Source organism: Alphaproteobacteria bacterium (assembly GCA_018667735.1).
In the GTDB taxonomy this organism is placed as follows: Bacteria; Pseudomonadota; Alphaproteobacteria; order Rickettsiales; family JABIRX01; genus JABIRX01.
Map to the genome: position 1 here is coordinate 1 of JABIRX010000052.1, position 25838 is coordinate 25838.

The following is a 25838-nucleotide window of genomic DNA, read 5'->3' on the forward strand; positions in this document are numbered from 1 at the left end:
AAGTTAGCTGGTGAGCAAGCTATTATACAAGAATCGAAAAATTACATTATAATAAAGCCTAGTATTATATTTGGTGAAAATGATAATTTCTTTAATTTATTTGCTAGAATTTCTAAATTTTCACCTTTCTTACCACTTATCGGTGGTGGTAAAACATTATTTTCACCAATTTATGCAGAAGATATAGCAAATTCTATATTAATTTTATGTGAGAGTTCAAATTATAAAAATCAAATTTTCGAAGCTTATGGTGATGAAAATGTTAGTTTTAAAGAAATTCTAGAATTTATTTTGCAAGTTACACGTAAAAAAAGAATGCTAGTTACATTACCGTTTAAAATTGCCAAATTTGAAGCAAAAATACTACATTTCTGCAAAATATATTTATTAACTGAAGATCAAGTTGAATTACTCAAATATGATAATATCTCGAAAGGTAAATATAACAATATAAATTCGTTAAAAATTAACTTAACTAATTATAAGAACATTGTGCCCAACTATTTAAAATGAAATTAAAAAACAAAAAAATTGCAGTAATAGGTGCAGGTCTTGCTGGTATTACTATAGCAAATGATTTATCAAAATATAACCAAGTAACAATATTTGATAAATCAAGAGGTATTGGTGGTAGAATGGCAACTAGAAGAATAGGTGATTATCACTTTGATCATGGTGCGCAATATTTTACAGCTAGAAGTGCAGAATTTAGAAAGCTTTGTGAAGTAGCTTTAACAAATAACATTATTGCTAAGTGGCCAGCAGAAATAGCTAATTTTAGCTCTGTTAATAATGAAGATAAATTTGTAGCTAAACCACAAATGAATAGCTTCTGTAAATATTTAGCTAAAGATTTAGATATCAAACTTAATCATAAATTAATAAAAATATCACATAATAATAATTGGCAGTTAGAATTTGAAGATAATTTAATTATAAATAATTTCGAAGTCCTAATAATTGCTATTCCTTCTAACCAGGCTGTAGATTTGTTACCTAAGGATTTTTCGCAGATAGATAAAGTAAAGAAAATTCAAATGCTTCCATGCTACAGCTTGATGCTTGGTTTAAGAGAAAAACCTAAATATGAATTCTCTGCAGCAAGTTTAGATGACAATATCATAAAATGGTTTGCTTTTAATAATTTAAAGGAAGCAAGACCAAATGCTACTGCTTTGGTTGTTAACACTTCAAATGAGTGGGCAAAGGAAAATTTAGAATTAGAAGATAATCTGGTAATTCAAAAAATAATTTCAAACTTAAATAAATATATAACTATCCATGAAAACAATATTGAAGTAACTAGTCTACAGCGTTGGCGATTCGCAAATAGTATTAAATCTAATATTGATAAATCTTATTTTGATTCAAACTTAAATATAGGTTTATGTGGTGATTGGTTAATTTCTGGTAGGGTTGAAAGTGCTTTCCTAAGTGCTAAAGACTTATTTAAGCAAATAAATAAATGAATTTAGACAAGAAAAAAGAAGCTAACATATTTTGGTTCAAAAAAGATTTAAGATTATATGATAATGAAGCGCTAGAAAGTGCGGTTAATAGTGATAAGCCTTTAATTTTAATATATTCTTTTGAGCCTTCTTTATGGCTGCAAAGGGATAGTTCCTATCGTCAATTTAAATTTGCTTATGAATCAGTCCAAGACTTAAAAAACACATGTAATAAAAACAATTTAGTTTTGAACATATTAAGGGAGGAAATTCTCGATATTTTAATTTATATAAATGATAGATTTAAAATTAAAAATTTATATTCCCATCAGGAAACTGGAAATATGTGGAGCTTTAAAAGAGATTTGCAAGTAAAATCATGGTGCGATTACAATAATGTAGGCTGGAGTGAAGTAAGTCAATTTGGCGTAATAAGAGTGTTAAAAGACCGTGATGGTTGGGCTAGCAAATGGTACCATCAAATGTCTTTAGCTGAAACAAATAATAGACTTAACTTTAAGAATAAAAGAAGATGCTAAAATTACTGCTACTAGTTTAAATTTAAAGCAAGATGGTATAAAAGAAAGTCAAATAGGTGGTAGAGATCATGGTTTATCTTATTTGTATAGTTTTTTTAAGGAGCGTGGGGAAAATTATAGTAAAGAAATGTCATCTCCTGTAACCGCTTTTGATTCTTGCTCTAGAATATCTCCATATTTAGCATATGGCTGTATTAGCGTTAGGGAGACTTATCAATATGCAGAAAAAATCAAGCGAAGTCTTGGCCTAAAAAATTCTTTATGGAAGAGGTCTATAAATTCATTTACTGGGCGTCTTAGATGGCATTGTCACTTTATTCAAAAATTAGAAGATGAACCAGAATTAGAATTTAAAGCTATGCATCCAATGTATGATGAGTTAGATAGAACCAATAATGAAAAGTTTTTCAAGGCATGGTCAACGGGAAATACAGGCTTTACCATGGTAGATTCCTCTATGAGAGCTCTTATCTTACATGGTTGGATTAATTTTAGAATGAGAGCTATGTTAGTAAGCTTTGCCACTAACCACCTTTGGTTAGATTGGCGTATTGTAGCAGAATATTTAGCAAAATTATTTATTGATTACGAGCCTGGCATTCATTACAGCCAAATTCAAATGCAATCCGCTGTAACTGGCATAAATGCAATTAGAATTTACAATCCAATAAAACAGGCCGTAGATCAAGATAAAGAAGGCACATTTATTAGAAAATATATCCCAGAATTAAAGGATGTATCAACTTCTAATTTGTCCTGCCCTTCTAATGAACCTCTATTAATTGGAGATTATCCTCTACCCATAGTTGATGAAGCTGTATCTAGAAGACAAGCAGCTAAAAAACTATATGACCTCAGAAAAGAAGATAATTTTAACGACATAGCAAAAATAATTATAAAAAAACATGCAAGTAGAAAAACTAGAAAAAAGAAAGTTTAAAAAAATAATCTTAGTAATGGGTGACCAATTAAGTGAAAATATTAGCTCACTAAAACATTATGACGAAGATAGCCTTATTTTAATGTGCGAAGTGATTAATGAGTGTACTACACCAAAGCATCATAAAAAGAAGTTAGTTTTTATTTTAGCTGCGATGCGTAATTTTGCAAATTTACTAAATGAAAAAAAATATAATATATTATATGTAAAGCTAGATGATAAACAAAATACTGGGAATTTTACGAGCGAAATAAATAGAATAAGTAAGAACTACAATTGTAATGTATTATATCTAACTGAACCTTCAGAATATAGAGTTTTAGCTGATATTCAAAATTTAAATGGTCTAAATGTAAATATCATTGAAGATGACAGGTTTTTTTGTTCTACAAAAGAATTTAAAGAGTTTCATCAAGATAAGAAAACTATTATTATGGAAAATTTTTATCGTTTCATGCGTAAAAAACATAATATATTAATGTCTGGTAATAAGCCTTTAGGTGGAAAATGGAATTTTGACCAGGAAAATAGAGAATCCATTAAAACCAAAATAAATATCCCAGAAAGAGATTTTATAAATAACGATAAAATAACTGTAGAGGTAAAAGCTTTAGTTGAACAAAAATTTAATCATCATTTTGGTAATATAGAACCATTTTATTTGGCAACAACTAGAGTAGGTGCCTTAGAAATATTTAATAATTTTCTAAAAAACAGATTCTCTTCTTTTGGTAAGTTCCAAGATGCTATGTTAGAAGGAGAAGATTTTATGTTTCATGCCCATATTAGTTTTTATTTAAATAATGGTTTATTAGAGCCTAAAGAAGTTGTTACTCGAGCTGAGAAATTCGCTCTAGACAATAATATAGGCTTAAATTCTGTTGAGGGCTTTATTAGACAAATATTAGGTTGGCGTGAATATGTTAGGGGTATTTACTGGCTTAAAATGCCTGACTACAAAACGCAAAATTTTTTAAATGCTAAAAACAACTTACCAGATTTTTACTGGGATGGTAAAACAGAACTAAATTGTCTTAAAGAATCATTAAGAAACACTATAGAAAATAGTTATGCTCATCATATACAAAGATTAATGATTCTAGGAAATTTTGCTCTAATTAGTGAAATTAACCCCTTAGAATTATCTGAATGGTATTTAATTGTTTATGCAGATGCATTTGAGTGGGTAGAGTTACCTAATGTATTAGGTATGGTATTATTTGCTGATGAGGGCTTTCTTGCAACTAAACCCTATGCTTCAAGTGGTGCTTATATTAATAAAATGTCAAATTACTGCAAAAATTGCAAATATGATGTAAAATTAAAAAATGGCCCTAATGCCTGTCCATTTAATTATTTATATTGGAACTTCTTAATCAAAAACAAAGATAAGCTTATTAATAATCAGCGTATGCGCATGATATACGCAGTATTAAATAAGTTTTCCACAGAAAAACTCGAGGAAATACAATCTGATAGCAAGAAATTCTTAAAAAACATCTGATAACTTTACTTAACTTTGCATTATAGGTAAAAATATGTTACAATAAGTTATTAGTTAACTTTTTAGATATATGTTATGAGTAGAAATGATGAAGGTAAAAAAACAAAACTCCCTATTTTAAAGTTAGATGATAGTGAAGGATTGACTTCTTCTGAATCGAGAGCTTCTAGCTCTTCAAGTATTGAAAGTAATGAGGGAGCTGCATCAGAACAGCAACCTTCCACAAAGAAAGCTAGAGTTGAAGCACAAACTAAAGTATCCGCAATTATATCAGGAACAGATGAGCCAATTAATTCTTTAGAACATTCAGTACAAATACCTTCAGAAAAATCTGCCTTTACAAAATATATGAAGAAGGATAATACTAAAGATAAACAGCCTGGCGGCATAGGACGTTAAATTCAGACTTGTATTAATAATTAAAAAATTAGAATCTAATTAAAATATTTTATGATAAAGTTATTATATTTATGCTTAATATTGACCTTATCTTTACAAAAACTAGGCGCCACAAACATGACTAAAGTAAATGCTCATCAATTTTCATTCACAGATTTAGATAATAATATAATAAATCTTGCAGATTATCATGGCAAAGTAGTTTTAATTGTAAATACAGCGTCAAAATGCGGCTTTACACCACAATATAAATCATTAGAAAATTTATATTTAGAATATAAAGATAAAGGCCTGATAATATTAGCTGTACCCTCAGATGATTTTGCTAAGCAAGAATTCTCAGAAAATCAAAAGATAAAAGAATTTACAGAAGAAAATTTTAATATCTCTTTTCCTATTTCGTGTATGGAAAAAATTAAGGGTAATAATGCTCATCCATTTTATCTTTGGGCAAGAACAAAAGCTGGCTTTATAGGCTCACCTAAATGGAATTTTCATAAATATCTGATTGATAAAAATGGAGACTTAGCAGCTTGGTTTTCATCTTCAACTAAGCCAGAAAGTAAAAAAATAATAAATAAAATAGAAGAATTACTTATTTAATACTAGCTTGTTAATGATGAAGAGCTTTTTCTAAAATTGTGAAATCTTCTTCAATTTTGGAGTTTTTATAATTAGTGGTTTTACTAGCTATAAAAAAGCATAATAAAAATATAATTATTAATTTTGTAATTAGCTTTCCAGAAAAGAATTTGTAATTAAAAAGTGTAAATTTATGCTTGCCAGACTTATATTCGTCACAAGATGCTTTATAAGATTTAATAATAACTTCTGTATCTAGGTTTAAATAATTTAAATAAATTCTTAAATATCTTGAAACTAATGCGTTATGATAATTTTTATCAAATTCACCATTTTCAATTAATTCTAAATATTTAAAAGGCAACTCTAATTTTGTTGCCATTTTGTTTTTACTTATGCCTAAATTTAATCTTGCTGCTGTGATGATTGCACCTATTTCTTTTAATTTAGCGCTCATTATGAAAGCTCTAACATTCTAGATAGTGGTTTTTTTGCTCTAATCCTTAAATTATCACTCAATGTGATTTCATTATTTTCTTCAGTTAATACTTCATATATCTTCTCCATAGTATTCAATTTCATATGTGGACAATTACTACAATTGACACAGGAAATATCTTCTTTTATAGCCGGAACAACATAAAAATTACTGTTTTTACTAAGCTTTTTCATTTGATGTATTATGCCTGACTCTGTAAGTACAATAAAATCACGCCCCTTATTTTGCTCAACAAAACTAAGTAACCTTGAGGTAGAGCCTATAAAATCTGCAGAATCTAGAAGGTTCTCTGGACATTCGGGATGTGCGATTATAAGTGCATCTTGATGACGCTCTTTTAATTTTACTAAAGATTTATATGAAAATTGTTCATGTACTATGCATGATCCATTCCACAATTTCATTTTCCTTCCTGTTTTCTTAATTAAATAATTACCTAAATTTTTATCAGGTGCAAAGATTATTTCTTTTTCTGCTGGTATAGATTTTATAATTTTCTCAGCATTTGATGAGGTAACAATAATATCGGATAATGCTTTGATATCAGCCGAACAATTAATATAGCTAACCACAACAGAGTTTTCACTTTTAACAAATTGGGCAAATTTATCAGCAGGGCAGGATTCTTCTAAAGAACAGCCTGCATTTAAATCAGGAACTAGAACTTTTTTAGTGGGGTTTAAAATTTTTGCCACCTCTGCCATAAACTTTACACCACAAAATAATATTACATCTGCATCTGTACTTGCTGCTTTTTTTGATAAATCAAGGGAGTCTCCTACAAAATCTGCAATATCTTGTATGTCATCTGTTTGATAATAATGAGCTAAGATAACAACATTTTTATCTTGTTTAAGTTTATTAATGTTTTTCTCTAATGAAAGATTATTATTAACCATATTAAAATCCTATTATATCTTTTATCTCTTTTAAATTCTTAGATGCAATTTCATTAACCATACTTGCTGAATCCTTTAAAATTACATCAAGATAAGTCTTGTCATTTAGGAGGATTTTTGCTTTTTCTCTAATTGGAGAAATCTTATTAATACAAATTTCAGCTAAATCCTCTTTTAGTTTTTTAAAGCCACAATTTTGATACTCTAATTGTAATTCTATTATGGTTTTGTTACTTAAGCTGGAATAGATAGAGAGAAGGTTTTTTAATTCTTCTCTATTAACTAAATCTCCTGTTAAATCGGGATTAACATCTGTTTTTGCTTTAGCTATTTTCTTTCTAATTGCTTCATCTTCATCTGTAAGATTAATTCTACTATTATCTGATTCATCAGATTTACTCATCTTTTTTTGTCCATCTCTAAGTGACATAATTCTTTTGCTTTCGCTAGAAAATAAAGTCTCGACTTCAGAAAAATAATTTACTCCATATTGTGAATTAAAGCTTTTCGCAATATCATTTGTTAATTCGATATGTTGTTTTTGATCTTCTCCAACCGGAACTAAATCTGCCTTGTAAAGTAATATATCTGCAGCCATTAACACTGGATAAGCATATAGGCCAAGGCTTGCTTTTTCCTTGTTTTTACCAGCTTTATCCTTAAATTGAATCATACGATTTAATTTGCCTATTTGCGTAGAGCAACTTAACAACCAAAATAATTCAGCATGCATAGAAATGTCGGACTGTTTATAAATGAATGACTTTTTATGATCCAAACCAGAAGCTAGATAAAGAGCTAAAGTATTATATATATTTGCTTTTAAATCCTTGGCTGAGCAAGTGTTAGCGGTTATTGCGTGAAGGTCAACAATAGGAAAAAAGCATTGATATTTTGCTTCTAAATCTATCCAGTTTTTAATACTACCTAGATAATTTCCTAGGTGTAAACTTCCTGTTGGCTGTGCTGCTGAAACTACAATCTTCATAATATTGCTTGTTTTTATGGCTATTTGTTATAAATTAAGCTCACTAATTATATAGTCAAATTCATGAAATTACAAGTAAAACCATTAACCAATGATATATCTTCTGATAATTTATTTTATGCAACCAAAGGAAGTGCTGGAATTGATTTAAGAGCTAACAATCAAAAAGCAGAAACAATCAAGCCAGGTGAAACAAAATTAATACCAACTGGTATAGCTATAGCATTACCACAAGGCTATGAAGCGCAAGTAAGACCAAGATCTGGCTTAGCATTAAAACATTCTATTACCGTATTAAATACACCCGGTACTATAGATAGTGACTATAGAGGTGAGATAGGTATTATACTGATTAACCACGGCAAAACAGATTATATTGTAGAAAATGGTACTAGAATTGCGCAAATGGTAATTGCAAAATATGAACAAGTCGAATTAGAATTTGTACAAACTTTATCAGATACGCAAAGAGGTGAGGGGGGCTTTGGCTCTACAGGGCTAAAGACATCTTAAAGTTTTATAACCTGCAAAGATCTAACTAAGCAAAGCTAATCCTCATATTAAAGATGAATACTAAAACAATATTGTCATAGTTTTAGCAGCTGATATATGCTTTAACTAGGTTTAACATGAACTTAAAAACAATTTAAAATACAGATTAGATATTGGAACCTATATGTCCAAATACATATGACAAAATATCTAAAGTTGAGCATTTTACCAAAAATGGAGCAGCTCAAATTGTGTAAACTAAAGACGTCTTATATTTATTATAGCATATCAAGCAAAATTTGATCAAACCAAATTTTTGCAAAATAAGTTAAAGGTAATGATAATATTGTTACAATTAGAATTTTTAACCAAATATATGCTTTAGTTACCTCCTTCTTAAATTGATCTTTATTATCAGTAATAATCTTTTCTCTAATAGCTATAGGTAAAGATATAAAAAATAAAAACCACCAAATACATGTATAGGTGATTATGTAAGGCATGATTTCTATCATAACTCAAAAACCAAATGACCACTCAAAAATGTTTTTACTGCTCTACCTTTCACTTTACGACCGTTAAATGGTGTATTTTTAGACTTTGAGTAAAAATCATTTTTATTTATAGTAAACTCAGCATTAATATCTATTACAGTTAAATCTGCAATAGCACCCTTTTTTATCCTACCTCTATCTATATTTATGATATCGGCAGGGTTACAAGTTAACTTTGCCAGTAAATCATGCAAAGATAAGTGCTTATTATGATATAGTTCTAGACTTAAAGGCAATAAAGTTTCTAAACCAACAATACCAAAAGCAGCTTGTTGTAATGATTTATTCTTAGAATCAAAATCATGTGGTGCATGATCTGTCGCTATTGCATCAATAGTTCCGTCTTTTAAAGCTTCTATTAGAGCTGTTCGATCTAATTCGCTTCTTAGTGGGGGGTTCATTTTAGCATCAGTATCATGTTCTAAAATAGCTGCATCTGTTAGGCTAAAATGATGCGGAGAAACTTCGGCTGTAACTGGTAAATTTTCTTTTTTTGCTGCAACTATATATGGCAATGACTCTCTTGCAGATACATGTAATACATGATATTTTCCTCCAGTTAATCTAACTAAATCTATATCTCTTGCAACTATAACTGATTCAGAAACATTTGGTATACCAGACACACCTAATTTTTCTGATATTGCACCTTCATTAATACAGCCTTTATTTGATATATTTAAATCTTCCGCATGCTGAGCAACAACCATATTTAGTGATTTAGCATATTCTAACGCTCTTCTCATTATGTTTGCATTCATAACAGGCAAACCATCATCTGTAAAACCTACGACTAATTCAGACTGTGCCAAAATTGCTAATTCTGCTAAAGTTTCGCCTGCCATAGCCTTAGTTATGGCAGCATAAGTAAATACATTACAATAAGCCTCTTGCTTGGCCTTGTAGGTTAAATATTCTAAGGTCATTTCATTATCAATAACAGGTGAAGTATTGGGTTGACAAACGACTGAAGTAACACCTCCTGCAATAGCCGCCTTACTTCCTGAGATTAAATCCTCTTTATGGGTTTGACCTGGATCTCTAAAATGAACTTGAATATCAATTAAGCCTGGACAAACTATGTTGCCCTTACAATCTATAATTTGAAATTCTCCTTTTTGGTTATATTTACTTAATAAGTCAGCACCAAAATCTATTATTTTGCCAGAATCTATGATTACTTCTCCTTTTTGCTCATATTTGCTTGCTGGATCAATTATAAGGCAATTGCTTAAAATCTTTTTTGCGTTATCTAGGTTATGTGGTTTATTAAATTTAGGCATAATTACATTTTTTCAATATGATATATGTGTTCTTTAGACAACACAATTAAAATTTAACCTAAATTTTTAAATTTAAATTTATATTCATAACCAAAAATTTTAAGTAAAGTTTCTGCATTTTTTAATCTTTTTTTGCTCTCCTCATTATTTGCCTCTAACAAATATTTAGCATCCTGATTAGCAGTTTTTAACAAATCATAATGAGCACTAAGTGAAGCAATTTTAAATTCAGGTAGACCACTTTGTTTAGTTCCCAAAACTTCACCTCCACCTCTTATTTTTAAATCTTCTTCCGCTATTTTAAAACCATCATTGGAATCACGCATAACACTCAAACGATTAAGAGAAGTTTTAGAGATTAAACCTTTATCATAAAGTAAAATACATTTCCCAGCTTTGATGCCTCGGCCAACTCTACCACGCAATTGATGCAATTGCGCAAGCCCAAAATTTTCAGCATGTTCTATAACCATAATTGTTGCATCAACTACATTTACCCCAACTTCTATAACTGTAGTTGAAATAAGAATTTTTATTTTACCTGCAGTAAAATCTTCTAAAATGTCAGTTTTTTCATCTTGCTTCATTTTTCCATGCACAAAGCCAACTTGGTTTGGGAAAATCAAACTAAATTCTTTATATCTATCTTCCAAGTTTGTTAATGATAATAATTCTGATTCCTCAATAAGGGGACATACCCAGTAAATTTTTTCACCTTTTTGTAACGCCCCCTTAATTGCCATAATTATTTCAGGAACCCTGTCTTTTGAAATAATTCTTGTAGTAATATCTTTTCTACCTTCTGGCTTTTGCATTATAGTAGTTACATCTAAATCACCATATAAAGAAAGTGCCAAAGTTCTGGGAATAGGGGTCGCCGTCATTAGTAAGAAATTTGTATTTTCACCTTTCTCTACCAAATTTAATCTTTGTTCCACACCAAATCTATGTTGTTCATCAATTACCACTAAAGCTAAATTTTTAAAATTAATAGCATCATAGATCAAAGCATGTGTACCAATTAACAACTTTATCTCACCATTTTCTAATCTTCTTAAAATTTCCTTTCTTTTTTTACCTTTAACCGCCGCAGTAATAATTGCTACTTCTATATTTAACTGTGAGAAATATTCATTAAAAAAACTCTCATGCTGCTTTGCTAAAACTCCGGTAGGTACCATGAAAGCAGCTTGTTTTCCGGCCTCAATAACATGTAAAATAGCAAGTGCAGCAACAATAGTTTTACCACAGCCAACATCACCTTGTAACAACCTTGTCATTTTGCTTTTAGAAATTAGATCATTTTGTATCTGCGAAACTGCCTCTGTCTGTGCCTTAGTTAGCTCAAAGGGCAATATTCTCAACAACTTCTCTGTTAAAATATTTTTCGCAACTAAAGAACTATCATCATCATTAGTAACATTTACTTTTGCCACACGAAGTGCCAATTGCATAGCAAGCATTTCATCATATGCTAATCTTCTTATAAAATTAGAATCATGTGTAATATCTTCTGCCGATTTTGGATTATGGACCCGCTCTAAAGCTTCATTAAATTTAGGAAACTTAAACTTTTCCACTACATCTTTATCCTGCCACTCTGGTAAGCAATCTAACAAATTAATGGCTTTGCTAACTATTTTTCTATAAGTTGCGGGAAAAAGCCCTTTAGTCATTGGGTAAACTGGCTCTAAATAACTTTTAAAGCTCTCAACTTCATAAATTCTATCTGGATTAATAAAATTTAATTTATCCTTATAAATTGTTGCTTTACCACTAATTATTCTAGCTTGTCCTTCAGGTAAAAGTGATTTTAGGCTATATTTTCTACTATTAAAGTAACTAATGCTAACTTCACATCCCAGAGAGTTAATTGCGTTAACAACATATGGGGATCTATTATATGATTCTTTGTGCGAAACTATTAAAATTTTTGTAGTAACAATCTGATTTGCGACCAAGTCGCTATAATCATCAGTTAGAGCTCTCTTTATAACTGTGTTAGGTAGATGTAAAAGCAGGTCTGACACCTGATCACCAGAAACAAGTTTGGAGATTGTTTTATTTAAGGAAGGCCCAACTCCCAAGATCGAATTTATTTTAGATAATATCTTCATAAGAAATTACCTTATAAACACCTAAATTAACGTGGATAGGGGGCTGTATTAAGCTATTTTTTTGACTGCAGCAACTAAACGACTAACTTTTCTAGAAGCAGTCTCTTTTTTAACTACGCCTTTAGATACACCTTTCATGATTGAAGATTCAGCTTTTTTAAGAGCTGTTGTTGCATCATCTTTCTTTTTTGCTGTGATCGCGTCCATAACTGCTCTTATTGCAGTTCTAATTTGAGACCTTCTTTTTCTATTAACTTCAGTTTTTCTTTCAGTTTGTCTAATTCTCTTTTGTGCCGATTTATGGTTAGCCATTATTTTAAAATATATATTGTTTAATTTAACTGCATTTACTATATATAAACTTATATTTAGGTCAAACAAAAAAATGAATATAGCAATATTACTTGCAGGAGGCAGCTCAACTAGATTTAATTTTAATGTGCCAAAACAATATTGCAAGATTGGGGCAAAATATATAATAGAATATTCTCTATTAGCTCTAAAGGCAAATGTACAAATAGATAAAATTATTTTAGTTACTAACCACCAACATTTAGACTTTTTTCAACCTATTGTAAAAAAGCACAATATTACAAATGTAATAGAAGCTGGAAAAACAAGACAATTATCAGTAAAAAACGCTCTAACTTATGCAAGCAAATTTAAGGTTAAAAATGTTTTAATACATGATAGTGCGAGACCTTTTTTAAACCAAGATTTAATAAATAAGGCTTTTCTAGCAATCGAAAATCATGTAGCTGCTATTCCAGTTTTACCAATATGTGACTCTATTAGGAAAATAAATAAATTATCAAATAAAACTTTAGATCGTAATGAGTTGTTTAAAGTTCAAACACCTCAAATATTCAACTTCTCTAAATTGCTAGAGTGTCACAACAACATAATAGGTCAAAAATATAATGATGATTCGGCCTTAATGGAAGCATGTGGTCATACAGTAAATATTTTTGAGGGTATAGAAGATAATTTCAAACTAACTAACTATCATGATTTGGATAGAGCGAATAAATTAATATCTCCTAAAATTTCTTACAGAGTAGGTAACGGCTTTGATGTACATAAGTTTAGCAACCCTAAAGAAGATGCTACTATCACTTTGGGTGGCATAAAAATCAAGCATAACAAAGACATTATCGCTCATTCAGATGGTGATGTCTTAATACATGCATTAGTAGATGCAATGCTTGGCAGTATCGCATGTGGAGATATAGGAGACCATTTTCCTCCAACCGAAGAGAAATATAAAAACATGTCATCTGAGTTTTTTTTAAATAAAGCAAATGAGATGTTAAACAAAAATAATGCTGAGATTTGTAATATAGACATAACTATAATGTGCGAAGCGCCAAAATTATTTAAATATAAAAATAACATAAAAAATAATTTAGCCTGTATTTTAAAAATCAGCTCTGATAAAATAAATGTGAAAGCTACTACCACTGAAAAATTAGGCTTTTTGGGTCGTGAGGAGGGTATAGCTGTTACAACATCTATTATGGTAAAAAAATATGAGCCTTAAAAAGCAACCACTTAAATTTTCTAGCCCAGCTTTTTTGTTAGCAACCTTATTTGGCCTAGGTAAAATACCAATTATGCCAGGTACATTTGGGTCTTTAGTCGCGGCGGCTGAATTTACTATTTATGTAAAATTATTTAACCTAACCTTAATATCAGCTTATTTAATACATATTGCATTATTTGTGTGCTTAGGTACTTTAGCTACATATTTTTATTGCAAAGACAATTCAAATCAAGACCCTAGTGAAGTTATTATAGATGAATATATAGGGCAATATATCACACAAATATTATGTTTTATATATTGCTCATTTTTTATTCATAATTTAGCAACTTCTTATTATTTGATTATTATAAGCTTTGTATTTTTTAGAGTTTTCGACATTACTAAGCCCTCATTGATAGGCTATTGTGATAAAAACGTAAAAGGTGCGATAGGTGTTATTCTAGACGATATAGTTGCCGCAATAGCTGCTGCAATATGCACAATAGCATTTTTAAGCCTTATAAACATCTTTTTTTATGCTTAAGTTAAAGTATAAATCTTATCTTTTATGTAAAAAACTGAAGCGAGAAAATTTAACTATCTCCTTGGCAGAATCATGTACTGGAGGGTTACTTTCCTCTATTTTAACCTCTTACTCAGGAGCTTCAAGCTATTTTAAAGCTGCGCTAATTGTTTATTCTAACCAAGCAAAAAGTAAATTACTAAATATTGACGAAGCTTTAATTCAGAACAAAGGCGCTGTAAGTGAGTCAGTTGCAATTGAATTATGCAAAAATTTAATAAAACAGCAAAAAACTGACTTAGCTCTTGCAATAACTGGCATAGCGGGTCCTAAAACAGATTTATCAAACAAACCTGTAGGTTTGGTCTATATAAGCTTAAGTAAAAAAAATACCACCATAGCAAAAAAATATAATTTTAGTGGCAATAGAAGTAAAATCAGAAAGTTATCCTGCCTTGCTGCAATTGATTTAATTAAAGAAAATATATAATTTAACCATAAATTTCTTTTGCTCTTGCTTGAAATGACTCAAGCATTTTTTTATAAACATTGTTAAACAAAGCTTTTAACATTAACTGTAGAGCAAAGGATTTTAGCTCAATATCAATAAAGAACTCTAATTCTGTTAAGTTGTTTTTTTCTGTTAACTTCCAGATATTAATTAACCTTTTAAAAGGCCCTTTAACCATTTTTACTTTTATTTCTATTAATTCGTCATTTTTAATAACCTTTATTTCGGAAATATAAGCTTTTTTAAAATGCTTATAATGTACTTCTAGCTCTGCAAAAAAATGCTCTTCTGATTTTTTGTTAATAATTTTACACTTACTACACCAAGGTAAAAATTCAGGATATTTTTCCACATCTAAGATTAATTTGCATAATTCTTCTCTACTATAAGAAAGATTAATAGACTCCTTGTGCGTGGGCATTGAAATTTTATAATTTGAGTTTTATTCTATGCATAATAATTAACATTTAACAATATGGAATTAAAAATTAAAGACATAGCAGACTATCAAGCAAAAACTAAGCTTGCAGAAAGTAACCCAAATAAATTTTGGGCAAATATAGCAGAAAATTTCCACTGGTTTAAAAAATGGAGCAAAGTTTCAAACTGTAATATGCAAAATGCGGATAATAAGTGGTTTATTGATGGTAAAACTAATATTTCTTATAACTGTCTTGACAGGCATCTTGAGGATAAGGCGAAAGAAAATGCTATAATTTGGGAAGCTAATGATCCAAGTGAAAAAAATCGTTATATAACTTACGAAGAATTAGCTAGTGAGACTAAAAAATTTGCTAATTTATTAAGCGCCAATCAAATAAATAAAGGGGATAGAGTCTGCATTTATATGCCTATGATACCTGAGGCTATCATAGCAATGCTTGCATGTGCAAGAATAGGTGCTATTCACTCTGTGATATTTGCTGGCTTTTCTGCTAATGCTCTGGAAGAAAGAATCAATGATTGTGGCGCTAAATTAATAATTACAGCAGATCTACTCAAAAGAGGAAATAAAAATTTAAATTTATTAGATATTGTAAATAAGGCAGTAGAAAATACCAAAGCTGTAAAAAATATCATTCTTTATAAAAGAAGTGATAACTTGGCAAAATCCACAAAAAATATAATTATTTGGCAAGATGAATTAAGTAAATTTACTGAAGATAATAATGCAGAGCATATGGATTCAGAAGATCCTCTTTTTATATTATATACTTCAGGCTCAACCGGAAAGCCTAAAGGCATATTACATAGCATAGGAGGATATATGGTCTATGCTGCATATTCATTCCAAAATGTTTTTCAATATAAGGAAAAAGAAATCTTCTTTTGCACAGCAGATATAGGTTGGATTACAGGACATACTTATATGACTTATGGACCTTTATTATGTGGTGCAACTATTTTAATGTTTGAAGGAGTACCAACTCATCCAAATCCTTCTAGATTTTGGCAAATTATAGAAAAGCATAATGTAAATATTTTTTATACCGCACCTACCGCAATAAGAGCTTTAATGCATCAAGGACTTAAGCATGTGGAAAATTATAAAATGCCATCATTACGCGTTTTAGGCTCGGTTGGAGAACCAATCAATCAAGAAGCATGGCAATGGTATTATGACAATGTAGGTAAGGGTAATTCTCCTATTATTGATAGTTGGTGGCAAACTGAAACTGGAGGTATTTTAATTTCACCACTTGCAAATATTACAGAAAATCCAGCTACATATGCGACAAAACCTTTGCCAGGCATTGAAGTAGCATTACTCAATAATAAAGGAGATGAGATAACCTCTACAGATAAAAATGGAAATTTATGTATAAAAAAACCATGGCCATCAATGTTAAGAACAATATGGGGAGACCATGAAAGGTGCAAAGAAACATATTTTAATAGATTTCCTGGTTACTATTTTGCAGGAGACGGTGCTTATAAATCAAAATCTGGTAATTTTAGAATTACGGGTAGGGTAGATGATGTTATTAATGTCTCTGGGCACAGAATAGGCACAGCAGAGGTTGAGGATGTTATTAATTTACATAATTTAGTCTCAGAATCGGCAGTAATTGGCTACCCTCATGCGATAAAAGGGGAGGCTATTCAAGCATTTGTTATTATCTCTGAAACAGCTAATAATCTTACAGAAGAAATAATCAATTTAATTAAAGATCATATTGGTTCCTTTGCTAAACCTGACAAAATTACTATAGTTTCAGATTTACCTAAAACTAGATCTGGTAAAATAATGCGCAGAATTTTAAAGAAAATTGTTAGCAATTCAAGTGATTACGGCGATATCTCTACTTTAGTTAATCCTAACATTATAAAAGAATTAGAGGAGGCTTTATAATTATTTAATATAACTATTGCATATAATATTATGCACTATATTGTAATCCTGGATTTTTAAGTGCCCTCGTGGCGGAATTGGTAGACGCAACGGACTTAAAATCCGTGGGGCTTTGGCCCTTGCCGGTTCAAGTCCGGCCGAGGGCACCATTATAACAATCATATGCACGAGCAAAAAAAAGCTAAACATAACATAGAAATATCCGACTTAAAAAACCTAGTTAGCGAAGATTTAAAAATCATAGATAACTTGTTGTATAAAATACTTTCAGACAAATCTGATTTAATTCAATTAGTTGTCAAAAACATTTTTAATGCGGGTGGAAAAAGAATAAGACCATTATTAACAATTTTATGTGGAAAGCTTTTTAACTACGAAAAAGAAGAATTATATTATTTAGCATCCGCAGTAGAGCTTATTCACACAGCCACATTATTGCATGACGATGTTATTGACGGTAGCAAATTAAGAAGAGGAAGAGAAACAGCTAATTATCAACATGGTAATAAGACACCTATATTGGTTGGTGATTTTTTATTTGCAGAAAGTTTTAAATATATGGTGAATAGCAAATCATTGGAAGCATTGCAAACTTTAGCTAAAGCATCATCCATAATAACTCAGGGTGAAGTTAAGCAGTTGGAATTAATCAAAAACAAGACTTTTTCATTTAAGCTTTATTTAGAAGTTATTCAGGCTAAAACCGCCGAATTATTTGGCGCTGCTGCAAAGTCTGCTGCTGTAGTTGCAAATAGAAGTGCAAGTGAAGCTAACATCTTGTATGAATTTGCTTTCAATCTTGGCTTAGCTTTTCAAATTATTGATGATATCCTTGATTATAGCTTAGAATCAAAAAATTTAGGAAAAAATATAGGAGATGACTTTTATGAGCAAAAAATCACTTTACCAGTAATTTTATTATATAATAACTCTAGTGATAACGAGAAGCTTGAATTAGAAAATATTTTTAATAGTGAAGAAGCTACCAGAGATAAGCTCAATTATGTTTTAACCGAATTAGAGCATAAGGATATTTTAAAACAATGTTTTAATTATGCTAAGAATCATATTGATAAAGCTCTAAATTTGTTGAATAATTTCCCTGAATGTAAAAGTAGAGAAATTCTAAAAAATATTTGTCATATCACCATTAACCGTAGCTTCTAATATTATTATAAGATTTACATTAATCCTAAATAGTTGAGTTCTTATCAGGCTTTTATTGCTTCAAAACAGCTCTTAAATAACAGTTAAATAATCATAACTAACTTTTTACTATTCAAGTTACAAAGTAAAGTTATTTAACAGCTCAATTTAAATGCTTTCATAAGGATCTTTAAAACATAGTTTTATAAAATAACAAATAAAGCTTATGGATAATTATAAGTTCTTTGCTAATGACTGGTAAATTGAATCATCATCTGGTGTTGCCTGCTTACTCATTTCTTCAAAGCTTGCTTGATCTTGAAAAAAACTAATTTAAAGTTTTTAGCTTGCCTTTTAAGTTGCAAATTATTAGCAAAGATAAAACTTCTTTAGTAAGGCTCTTTTTCAATATAGCTTTACAAAATAACAAATCAAAGCTTGTGGATAATTATAAGATCTTTGCTAATGACTGGTAAATTGAATCATCATCTAGTTTTGCCTGCTTATACATCTCTTCAGGGCTTGCTTGATCTTGAAAAAAATCAGGTAACTTAAAGTTTTTAACCTGCTTTTGATGTTGCAAATTATTAGCAAAGATAAAATTATTTATTTGCGCTGCAAAGCCACCCATAGCACCATCTTCAATGGTTACAATAATATCATGATTAGGAATTCGTGCCAATAAAACATCTTCGTCTAATGGCTTAGCAAAACGCATATCAATAATGGTAGTAGTCAGATTCTTATTTTGTTTTAACCTTTTAGCTACCTTCTTGATAACATCCAACTTAGTGCCAAGAGAAAGAAACAAAATTTTATTACCTTCTGCTATTATATTAGCCTTACCAATTTCTACCTTTTGTGCTTTTTTAAGTGTTAAGCCCGATACTTCACCTCTTGGGTATCTAAAAGCAAATGGTCCATTATTATAATAAGTGCTAGTGTAAATAATATTTTTAAGCTCTTGTTCATCACTTGGGGCTGAGACGATAAAGTTTGGTAAATTTATTAGATAGCTTATGTCAAAACTACCAGCATGTGTCGCACCATCGGCTCCAACTAGGCCGGCTCTATCAATTGCAAACCTCACTGGCAAATTCTGCACTGCAACATCATGAATAATTTGATCATAAGCTCTTTGTAAAAAAGTGGAATATATAGCAACATATGGTTTATAACCATCACATGCAAGCCCCGCTGCAAAGGTTACTGCATGTTGTTCTGCAATACCAACGTCAAAACATCTATGTGGAAATTCTTTAGCAAATAAATCTAAACCAGTACCAGAGGGCATAGCGGCCGTTATTGCGAGTATTTTATCATCTTTCTTTGCAGACTCAATTAGTTGTTTAGCAAAGACCTTTGTATAACTATCTTTACTTGCTTTTTTATTTTGTTCACCAGTTTTAATATCAAATTTAACTACACCATGATATTTATCCTTAGAATTTTCAGCCGGTTTATAACCATAACCTTTTTTTGTTACAACATGAATTAAAAAAGGTTTATCATGCTCTATATTGTTAATATTATCTAATATTTGAATTAAATCACTTAAATTATGACCATCTACAGGACCTATATAGTTTAAACCAAGATGTTCAAATAAATTATTACCACTTATAGAGTCTGTAACAACTTCTTTTGCCCTTTGCTTTGCTATTACCACCGAATTTTTAAGCATTTCTGGTAATTTATCTAATATGTCTTTGGCAAAATTTTTAATAGTTAGGTAGCCATCTGAAGATATTAACTTTGCTAGATAGTTACTTAATGCCCCCGTTGGTCTATCAATAGACATATCATTATCATTTAAAATGATAATTAAATTTTTATGCGCCACATGACCAGCATTATTTATAGCTTCATAAGCCATACCAGCCGACATAGCACCATCACCGATTACAGCTATAGATTTATGTTTGCCCTGCTTTAAATTATTGGCTACTGCAAAACCTAATGCTGCGGAAATTGAGGTGGAGCTGTGCCCAGCTCCAAAAGGGTCGTATATAGACTCTGCTCTTTTTGTAAAACCAGATAAACCATCTTTCTGCCTTATAGTATGCATAAGTTTTTTTCTCTCAGTTATTAATTTATGGGGATAAGCCTGATGGCCAACATCCCATATAATTTTATCATCGGGTGCATTGAAAACATAATGTAATGCTATGGTTAATTCTATTACGCCAAGACCAGCACCAAGATGACCTCCAGTTTTAGAAACAATATTTACAATTTCGTCTCTTACTTCTTCACATAAATTTGTAAGCTCCTCTTTAGAAAGAGCTTTTAAATCTTGAGGTTTATTTATTCTATCTAATATGCTGTTTTCTTGCATTAAATTTTCTTTTTATGTAATCTGTTCATTATGAGCGATAAAAAACAAAATTTCCAGAAAGGATTTAGACAAAAATTCACAAAAGTAAAAACAGCAAAAGGAAGAAGGGCCTCTTCTACTAGGTGGTTACAAAGACAATTAAATGATCCTTTTGCAATCTTAGCTAAACAAGAGAATTATCGCGGTAGAGCTGCGTATAAATTAATTGAGATAGATAATAAATTTCAATTACTAAAAAAATCTAACTTAATCTTGGATTTAGGTTGTGCACCTGGTGGCTGGCTTCAAGTAATAAGAGAAAAAAACAATAAAGCTAAGCTGATAGGCATAGACTTAATTGAAATTGATCCTATGGATGGTGTTGAATTTATCCAGGGTGATTTTACTGAGAATAGCATTAAAGATAAAATATTAGCTTTAACTAATAATAATAAAATAGATTTAATTTTATCAGATATTGCGCCGTCCACATGTGGTCATAAAGATACCGATCATATTAGACTAATTAACATTATTGAAGATATATTATTATTTTTAAAAGCTAATTTAAAAGAAAATGGCAACTTTATATGCAAAGTGTTTTTTGGTAACGAATTAGAACTTTTAAAAAAGGAATATAAAAAATATTTTAAAAAGATAAGCTTTGTCAAGCCAGAATCATCTAGAAAAGAGTCAAAAGAGCAATTTATGATTTGCACCAACTTCAAAGAAGTACCTTAAATTAATAATTTCTCAAAAAGAGTTTGACCTTACTATTTAACAAAATAGAATATGGTTAATTAAAATATAGGATTAATTTGTTGAAAGGATTAAAATCGTTAAATTTATCAGGTAGAGAAACCCTACCTATAATAGAAGGTGGAAAAGGAGTCTCAGTTAGTAATGGAACTAGCGCTGGATATTTTGCCAAATATGGAGCTATTGGAACCTTCTCAGGGGTCAATGCAGATAAAATAGATAAGAATGGTAATAAAGTACCATTAGTCTATAGAGGAAAAACTAGAGTAGAGCGTCATGAAGAATTGATGGATTATTCAATAAATTCAGCAATTGACCAAGCAAAAATCGCAAATGATGTAGCTGGTGGTAATGGCAGAATACATATGAATATGCTTTGGGAAGCAGCTGGTACTGAAAGAATTATTCATGGTGTCATGGAAAAAGCTAAAGGTTTAATACATGGTATAACTTGTGGAGCTGGTATGCCTTATAGGTTAGGACCTCTTGCTGAAAGATATGGTTTTTATTACTATCCTATTGTTTCATCCATGCGCGCATTTAGAGCTTTGTGGAAAAGGTCATATCAAAAGCATGCTGAATTTTTAGGAGGTGTTGTATATGAAGATCCATGGAAAGCTGGTGGTCATAATGGTTTATCTAATGCTGAAGATCCACATGTAGCTGAGGATCCATATCCAAGAGTTGCTGAAATTAGAAAATTTTTAAATGAAATAGGACAAGAGCATACACCTATTATCATGGCAGGTGGTGTTTGGCACATTGAAGATTACAGTGATTGGCTTGATAATAAAGAAATTGGCAATATAGCTTTTCAATTTGGCACTAGACCAATAGTTACAACAGAAAATCCGGCTCCAAAAAGCTGGAAAGACAAATTATTACAACTAACAGAAGGTGATGTATTTTTAAATCGTTACAGCCCTACAGGTTTTTATTCCTCTGCAGTTGATAATAACTTTATTAAAGAGTTACGTGGTAGATCAGAAAGACAGGTTGCTTATTCAAGTAAAGCTGAAAATGGTTTTTCCGCAGATGTAAAATATGGTGCAAGAGGAAGATCTATTTATGTTCACCCTGATAATTTAGAAAGTTGTTTAGGCTGGATAAAAGAAGGTTATACGGAAATATTAAAAACTCCTGATGAAACTGCTATATTTTTAACTAAAGAAAAAGCTTACGAAATCAACAAAGACCAAATTGATTGTATGGGTTGCTTAACTGCATGTAAGTTTAGTAATTGGTATAATAATGAAGAACATAAATTCACTACAGGAAAAAAGCCAGATCCAAGAAGCTACTGTATCCAAAAAACTCTAAAAAATATTATCACTGAAGGTGATGTTGATAATGAGCTAATGTTTGCAGGGCATAATGCTTTTAAATTTGCTAAAGATTCCTATTATGATAATGGCTTTATACCCACTACAAAACAATTATTAGAGCGTATTATGCAAGGAAAATAATTTTTCGACTGCGTACTTAGACAAAATAAGCTTAGTTGTATTTTTCAATATTATGTAAATTACAGCTAAGCTTTTTTCTCTACTCAAAACCACAAAAGTAATCTTAATAGAGACTTTATTAATAACAGCTTAACTTCTATAAGCTCATATAAATTAAATAATCCAACTAAAAGATTATCATTTAGATTCTATTTTTTTTTACAGTTAATATATTAATATTTATAGCATAATTACTATAAGTTTATCACTTTAGCATTAGTCAAGTTTTGCAAGCAATTACATTTAAAAATATCATATAAAGTTAATTAAATATCTTCAGCTTAAATTTTTGATTATAAAAATAGAGCAAAAAAACTCTAAACAGATAGATATTACCTAGCATTATAATTTATTTATTTTTTTGTCTTTATTAGTCCTATCATCTTTTACTATCTAAATTTCATCCACAATTTTTGTTTATCTAGATAAGCTTATGATTGCAAAAATATAATATAACTGCAAAGTCAATATATTAATAAAATTTTACTTTTTGCACTTATATTTATTTCTCACACTTCATTTTTTAAAATGACTATAATCTTCTTCTTTTTAGATAAATTATTAACATCAGAAAATTTATTAATGTAAAAAGCAGAACCGGCAAATTACGATATTGGTTAAATATTGTTCTTTCTGTCAATTTGCTTGGTAGGCTTACTTGCTTTACCATTTCCTCATCATTAAAGCTGATACTATCAATTACATTACCAAAACTGTCTGTAACAGCTGTTACCCCATAATTTGCGACTCTTACTAAGGGCTTACCTTCTTCTATTGCTCTCATTCTAATTAAATCAAAATGCTGCCATGGTGCTACAGAGATATTTATGTTATTAACTTTCCTAGTAAACCAAATGTCATTAGTAATATTAATTAGAAAATCTCCTTCTTGATTAAATCTACCAGAGAATATGCCATCATAACAAATTAATGGTACAGCTTTTAATTTATCTTCAATTGATAATAATGGATATGGTTTAATGCCGGCAGTAAAGCCACTACTTGCAACTAAAACAGGTAGCATCTTGAAGTATGGATTATATTCTCCAAAAGGGACTAAGTTTAATTTGTCATAATAATCCTTAACCTTGGCATTTTTAGAAATGACAAATAAACTATTATAGAATTTGTAATCACCTTCATTTAGTTTAGCTCTTGGCGATGCTAAAATGATGTTCTCATATTTTCTGTTACTATGCTCCAATATATATTCAAAAATAGGGTTGTGATTTTCATATGTTGCATAAGGAATCATACCTTCTGCTAAAATTGCTAAATCACTTTTTTTAGCAACATTTATGTTTGCGATGATTTTATCTACATTATTTTTTATTACCTCTTGGTCAAAACCATGATGAGTTTTCATATTTGTATGAATTAATGATATTGTGAAGTCATTATCTTTTTGTTGATTTTTAACTAAATGATTAAAACCATAATAGTTTAGTGCACCTAATATTATTACAAAGGTGAAAACACTACAAAAAATATGCTTTAACTTCCTAAATTGATATAATAAAGCGGGTAGGGTAAAGACATATATGGCAATTATTGTTAAACCATACACACCAAATATTGAAGCTGATTGAACTATAATTTTATTATAAAAAAAACTGTAACCCATTAAGTTCCATGGTAACCCTTGTAAATTTACCAAAGGTATGATATTTGCTCGCAAAATCTCGTGTAAAAAATAAAAAAAGCTAAAGAAAAAATAGAACTCTAATAATGAAAGTTTATATCTAAATTTTAGATAAGGTAAAATTGTTAAAAATAACAATGAAAATAAAGCAAGAAAAATAGGTATAAGCACAAAAACTATAGGAAAAAAATAAATATAGTTTTTGTTGATTAAGAATGAAAATGAAATCCAATAAAAATTGCTTAAGTAAAAACCTACGAAAAAATAAAAACTATTATTATAAAATTCTTCAAGAGATTTAGTTTTATATAACGCTATAACAAAGATAGAGAAAATAAAAAAACCTACAAAAAACAGATAAAAAGGCGAAAATAATAATACAGTTAGTAAACCAAGAAAAAGTAAAAATAATGAATTCTTTTGCGGTTTGAAAAATTCTATATATTTTTTACTAATCATTATTAGGTAATTCTATTATTACTTTTTTAATATATCTACTTGCAGCGTCCTTAATATGAAACTTAATTCCAAAATTATGCTTAATGATTTCTCCAGTTTTTGGGATTTTTTGTGAGATTGAGGCTATTAAACCTCCTAAAGTATCATAATCATCTTCTTCTTTATCATCAGAATAAAGTTTTATTTTAAGCTTTTCTTCAATATCAATTATTCTTGCTCTTGCACTTACTTCAAAAAAATTTGATTCTAGTGAAATAATTTCATTTTCTTCAACTTCTCCAACAATTTCATCCATTAAGTCTTCCATTGTTATTAAACCGTCAGTACCGCCATACTCATCTACCACTATAGCTAATCTTGTACTAACATTTCGCATTTTATAAGCAAGATCAACAATCTTCATAGAAGGTGGAACAAATAATGCTTTACGCGTTAATTTTTCTATTTTTATTTCTTTGCTTGCCTCGAAATATGGCAAAATATCTTTAATATGAACAAATCCTTTTATATTATCTAGATTTTCATCAAATAATGGAATTCTCGTATAACCCTTATTTAAGAATAATTCTTTCAATTCTGCTAGATTAGATTTTACATTGATTGCAACAATATCAGACCTAGGTACCATTACCTCTTCTACAATTGTATCTGTAAAGTTAACCGCATTTAGCAATATCTCTTTTTCTTCAGCGCCAATTTTTTGTGATTCATTCTCTTCAACATAATCGACAATAGTGTCGGATAGCGAAGTCTTATCTTTTTTGCCAAAAAACAACTTTATAATATTAAACTTCTTTTTAACTTTTCGGGGAACACCCGTTTCTCCTGAACCTTCTTCCATCCTCATTTTTAGT

The 25838-nt window shown here is 29.9% G+C and carries 24 protein-coding genes, 1 tRNA gene and 1 pseudogene; 15 read left to right on the forward strand and 11 right to left on the reverse strand.

Annotated elements, in window-relative coordinates:
• The 6 genes and pseudogenes from HOH73_05735 to HOH73_05760 form a co-directional block, all read left to right on the forward strand.
• A partial coding sequence (locus HOH73_05735; protein MBT5828358.1) for a sugar nucleotide-binding protein occupies positions 1-513 on the forward strand: 513 nt, incomplete at its 5' end.
• Positions 510-1469: an NAD(P)-binding protein gene (locus HOH73_05740; protein MBT5828359.1), complete on the forward strand. Its 960-nt coding sequence runs from the start codon at positions 510-512 to the stop codon at positions 1467-1469. The genes HOH73_05735 and HOH73_05740, both read left to right, overlap by 4 nt.
• A pseudogene (locus HOH73_05745) lies at positions 1466-2927 on the forward strand (deoxyribodipyrimidine photo-lyase/cryptochrome family protein). Before HOH73_05740 ends, HOH73_05745 begins: the two are co-directional and overlap by 4 nt.
• Positions 2893-4431 carry a cryptochrome/photolyase family protein gene (locus HOH73_05750; protein MBT5828360.1) on the forward strand — a complete coding sequence of 513 codons (1539 nt, stop codon included), beginning with the start codon at positions 2893-2895 and terminating at the stop codon, positions 4429-4431. Before HOH73_05745 ends, HOH73_05750 begins: the two are co-directional and overlap by 35 nt.
• Positions 4432-4506: 75 nt before the next feature.
• Entirely contained in the window at positions 4507-4830 is a 324-nt protein-coding gene (locus HOH73_05755) for a hypothetical protein (protein MBT5828361.1), read from the forward strand.
• 117 nt (positions 4831-4947) lie between these two features.
• Positions 4948-5433: a redoxin domain-containing protein gene (locus tag HOH73_05760; protein MBT5828362.1), complete on the forward strand. Its 486-nt coding sequence runs from the start codon at positions 4948-4950 to the stop codon at positions 5431-5433.
• A gap of 10 nt (positions 5434-5443) precedes the next feature.
• On the opposite strand, the gene HOH73_05765 is transcribed toward HOH73_05760, so the two are convergent.
• The 3 genes from HOH73_05765 to trpS are packed head-to-tail and all read right to left on the reverse strand — an operon-like array spanning position 5444 to position 7801.
• Positions 5444-5869 (reverse strand): hypothetical protein, encoded by a 426-nt coding sequence (locus HOH73_05765; protein ID MBT5828363.1) that lies wholly within the window; start codon positions 5867-5869, stop codon positions 5444-5446.
• Positions 5869-6810 (reverse strand): quinolinate synthase NadA, encoded by a 942-nt coding sequence (gene nadA, locus HOH73_05770; GenBank protein MBT5828364.1) that lies wholly within the window; start codon positions 6808-6810, stop codon positions 5869-5871. The genes HOH73_05765 and nadA overlap by 1 nt, the downstream gene beginning before the upstream one ends.
• A 1-nt stretch (position 6811) precedes the next feature.
• Entirely contained in the window at positions 6812-7801 is a 990-nt protein-coding gene (gene trpS, locus HOH73_05775; protein MBT5828365.1) for a tryptophan--tRNA ligase, read from the reverse strand.
• 60 nt (positions 7802-7861) lie between these two features.
• On the opposite strand from trpS, the gene dut reads away from it, so the two are divergent.
• A complete protein-coding gene (gene dut / locus HOH73_05780; GenBank protein MBT5828366.1) occupies positions 7862-8311 on the forward strand; it encodes a dUTP diphosphatase in 450 nt (149 codons plus the stop codon).
• Positions 8312-8568: 257 nt separating this feature from the next.
• Here the strand turns inward: dut and HOH73_05785 are convergent, their stop codons facing one another.
• The 4 genes from HOH73_05785 to rpsT are packed head-to-tail and all read right to left on the reverse strand — an operon-like array spanning position 8569 to position 12556.
• Positions 8569-8805 carry a hypothetical protein gene (locus tag HOH73_05785; protein MBT5828367.1) on the reverse strand — a complete coding sequence of 79 codons (237 nt, stop codon included), beginning with the start codon at positions 8803-8805 and terminating at the stop codon, positions 8569-8571.
• The gene (locus HOH73_05790) at positions 8802-10127 is read right to left on the reverse strand and encodes a dihydroorotase (GenBank protein ID MBT5828368.1); all 1326 of its coding nucleotides are present in this window, start codon (positions 10125-10127) and stop codon (positions 8802-8804) included. The genes HOH73_05785 and HOH73_05790 overlap by 4 nt, the downstream gene beginning before the upstream one ends.
• Positions 10128-10180: 53 nt before the next feature.
• Complete coding sequence (recG, locus tag HOH73_05795; protein MBT5828369.1) at positions 10181-12244, reverse strand: ATP-dependent DNA helicase RecG; 2064 nt, start codon at positions 12242-12244, stop codon at positions 10181-10183.
• Between the two features lie 48 nt (positions 12245-12292).
• Positions 12293-12556, reverse strand: coding sequence for a 30S ribosomal protein S20 (gene rpsT / locus HOH73_05800; protein MBT5828370.1), 264 nt, complete (start codon positions 12554-12556; stop codon positions 12293-12295).
• 73 nt (positions 12557-12629) lie between these two features.
• Between rpsT and ispD the strand changes: the two genes are divergently transcribed.
• Genes ispD through HOH73_05815 form a run of 3 tightly spaced genes read left to right on the forward strand, consistent with a single transcriptional unit; the run spans position 12630 to position 14782 of the window.
• Positions 12630-13784, forward strand: coding sequence for a 2-C-methyl-D-erythritol 4-phosphate cytidylyltransferase (ispD, locus tag HOH73_05805; protein MBT5828371.1), 1155 nt, complete (start codon positions 12630-12632; stop codon positions 13782-13784).
• A complete protein-coding gene (locus tag HOH73_05810) occupies positions 13774-14313 on the forward strand; it encodes a phosphatidylglycerophosphatase A (GenBank protein MBT5828372.1) in 540 nt (179 codons plus the stop codon). Before ispD ends, HOH73_05810 begins: the two co-directional genes overlap by 11 nt.
• Entirely contained in the window at positions 14306-14782 is a 477-nt protein-coding gene (locus HOH73_05815) for a CinA family protein (protein MBT5828373.1), read from the forward strand. The genes HOH73_05810 and HOH73_05815 overlap by 8 nt, the downstream gene beginning before the upstream one ends.
• A gap of 1 nt (position 14783) precedes the next feature.
• On the opposite strand, the gene HOH73_05820 is transcribed toward HOH73_05815, so the two are convergent.
• The gene (locus HOH73_05820; GenBank protein MBT5828374.1) at positions 14784-15224 is read right to left on the reverse strand and encodes a type II toxin-antitoxin system RatA family toxin; all 441 of its coding nucleotides are present in this window, start codon (positions 15222-15224) and stop codon (positions 14784-14786) included.
• A gap of 54 nt (positions 15225-15278) precedes the next feature.
• Between HOH73_05820 and acs the strand changes: the two genes are divergently transcribed.
• From acs to HOH73_05835, 3 genes are all read left to right on the forward strand, one after another.
• The gene (gene acs, locus HOH73_05825) at positions 15279-17156 is read left to right on the forward strand and encodes an acetate--CoA ligase (protein ID MBT5828375.1); all 1878 of its coding nucleotides are present in this window, start codon (positions 15279-15281) and stop codon (positions 17154-17156) included.
• Positions 17157-17218: 62 nt separating this feature from the next.
• Positions 17219-17305: transfer RNA gene (locus HOH73_05830), tRNA-Leu, on the forward strand.
• 13 nt (positions 17306-17318) lie between these two features.
• Positions 17319-18323, forward strand: coding sequence for a polyprenyl synthetase family protein (locus tag HOH73_05835; GenBank protein MBT5828376.1), 1005 nt, complete (start codon positions 17319-17321; stop codon positions 18321-18323).
• 427 nt (positions 18324-18750) lie between these two features.
• Here HOH73_05835 and HOH73_05840 read toward each other — a convergent pair whose 3' ends face one another.
• A complete protein-coding gene (locus tag HOH73_05840) occupies positions 18751-20640 on the reverse strand; it encodes a 1-deoxy-D-xylulose-5-phosphate synthase (protein ID MBT5828377.1) in 1890 nt (629 codons plus the stop codon).
• Between the two features lie 30 nt (positions 20641-20670).
• Between HOH73_05840 and HOH73_05845 the strand changes: the two genes are divergently transcribed.
• Both HOH73_05845 and HOH73_05850 read left to right on the forward strand, forming a co-directional pair.
• On the forward strand, positions 20671-21360 hold the full coding sequence (locus HOH73_05845) for an RlmE family RNA methyltransferase (GenBank protein MBT5828378.1): 690 nt from the start codon (positions 20671-20673) through the stop codon (positions 21358-21360).
• 77 nt (positions 21361-21437) lie between these two features.
• Positions 21438-22844 carry a nitronate monooxygenase gene (locus HOH73_05850; protein ID MBT5828379.1) on the forward strand — a complete coding sequence of 469 codons (1407 nt, stop codon included), beginning with the start codon at positions 21438-21440 and terminating at the stop codon, positions 22842-22844.
• A gap of 571 nt (positions 22845-23415) precedes the next feature.
• Here HOH73_05850 and lnt read toward each other — a convergent pair.
• Positions 23416-24984, reverse strand: a complete 1569-nt coding sequence (lnt, locus tag HOH73_05855) for an apolipoprotein N-acyltransferase (protein MBT5828380.1) — start codon at positions 24982-24984, stop codon at positions 23416-23418.
• The gene (locus HOH73_05860) at positions 24977-25825 is read right to left on the reverse strand and encodes an HlyC/CorC family transporter (protein MBT5828381.1); all 849 of its coding nucleotides are present in this window, start codon (positions 25823-25825) and stop codon (positions 24977-24979) included. Before HOH73_05860 ends, lnt begins: the two co-directional genes overlap by 8 nt.
• Positions 25826-25838 lie beyond the last annotated feature (13 nt).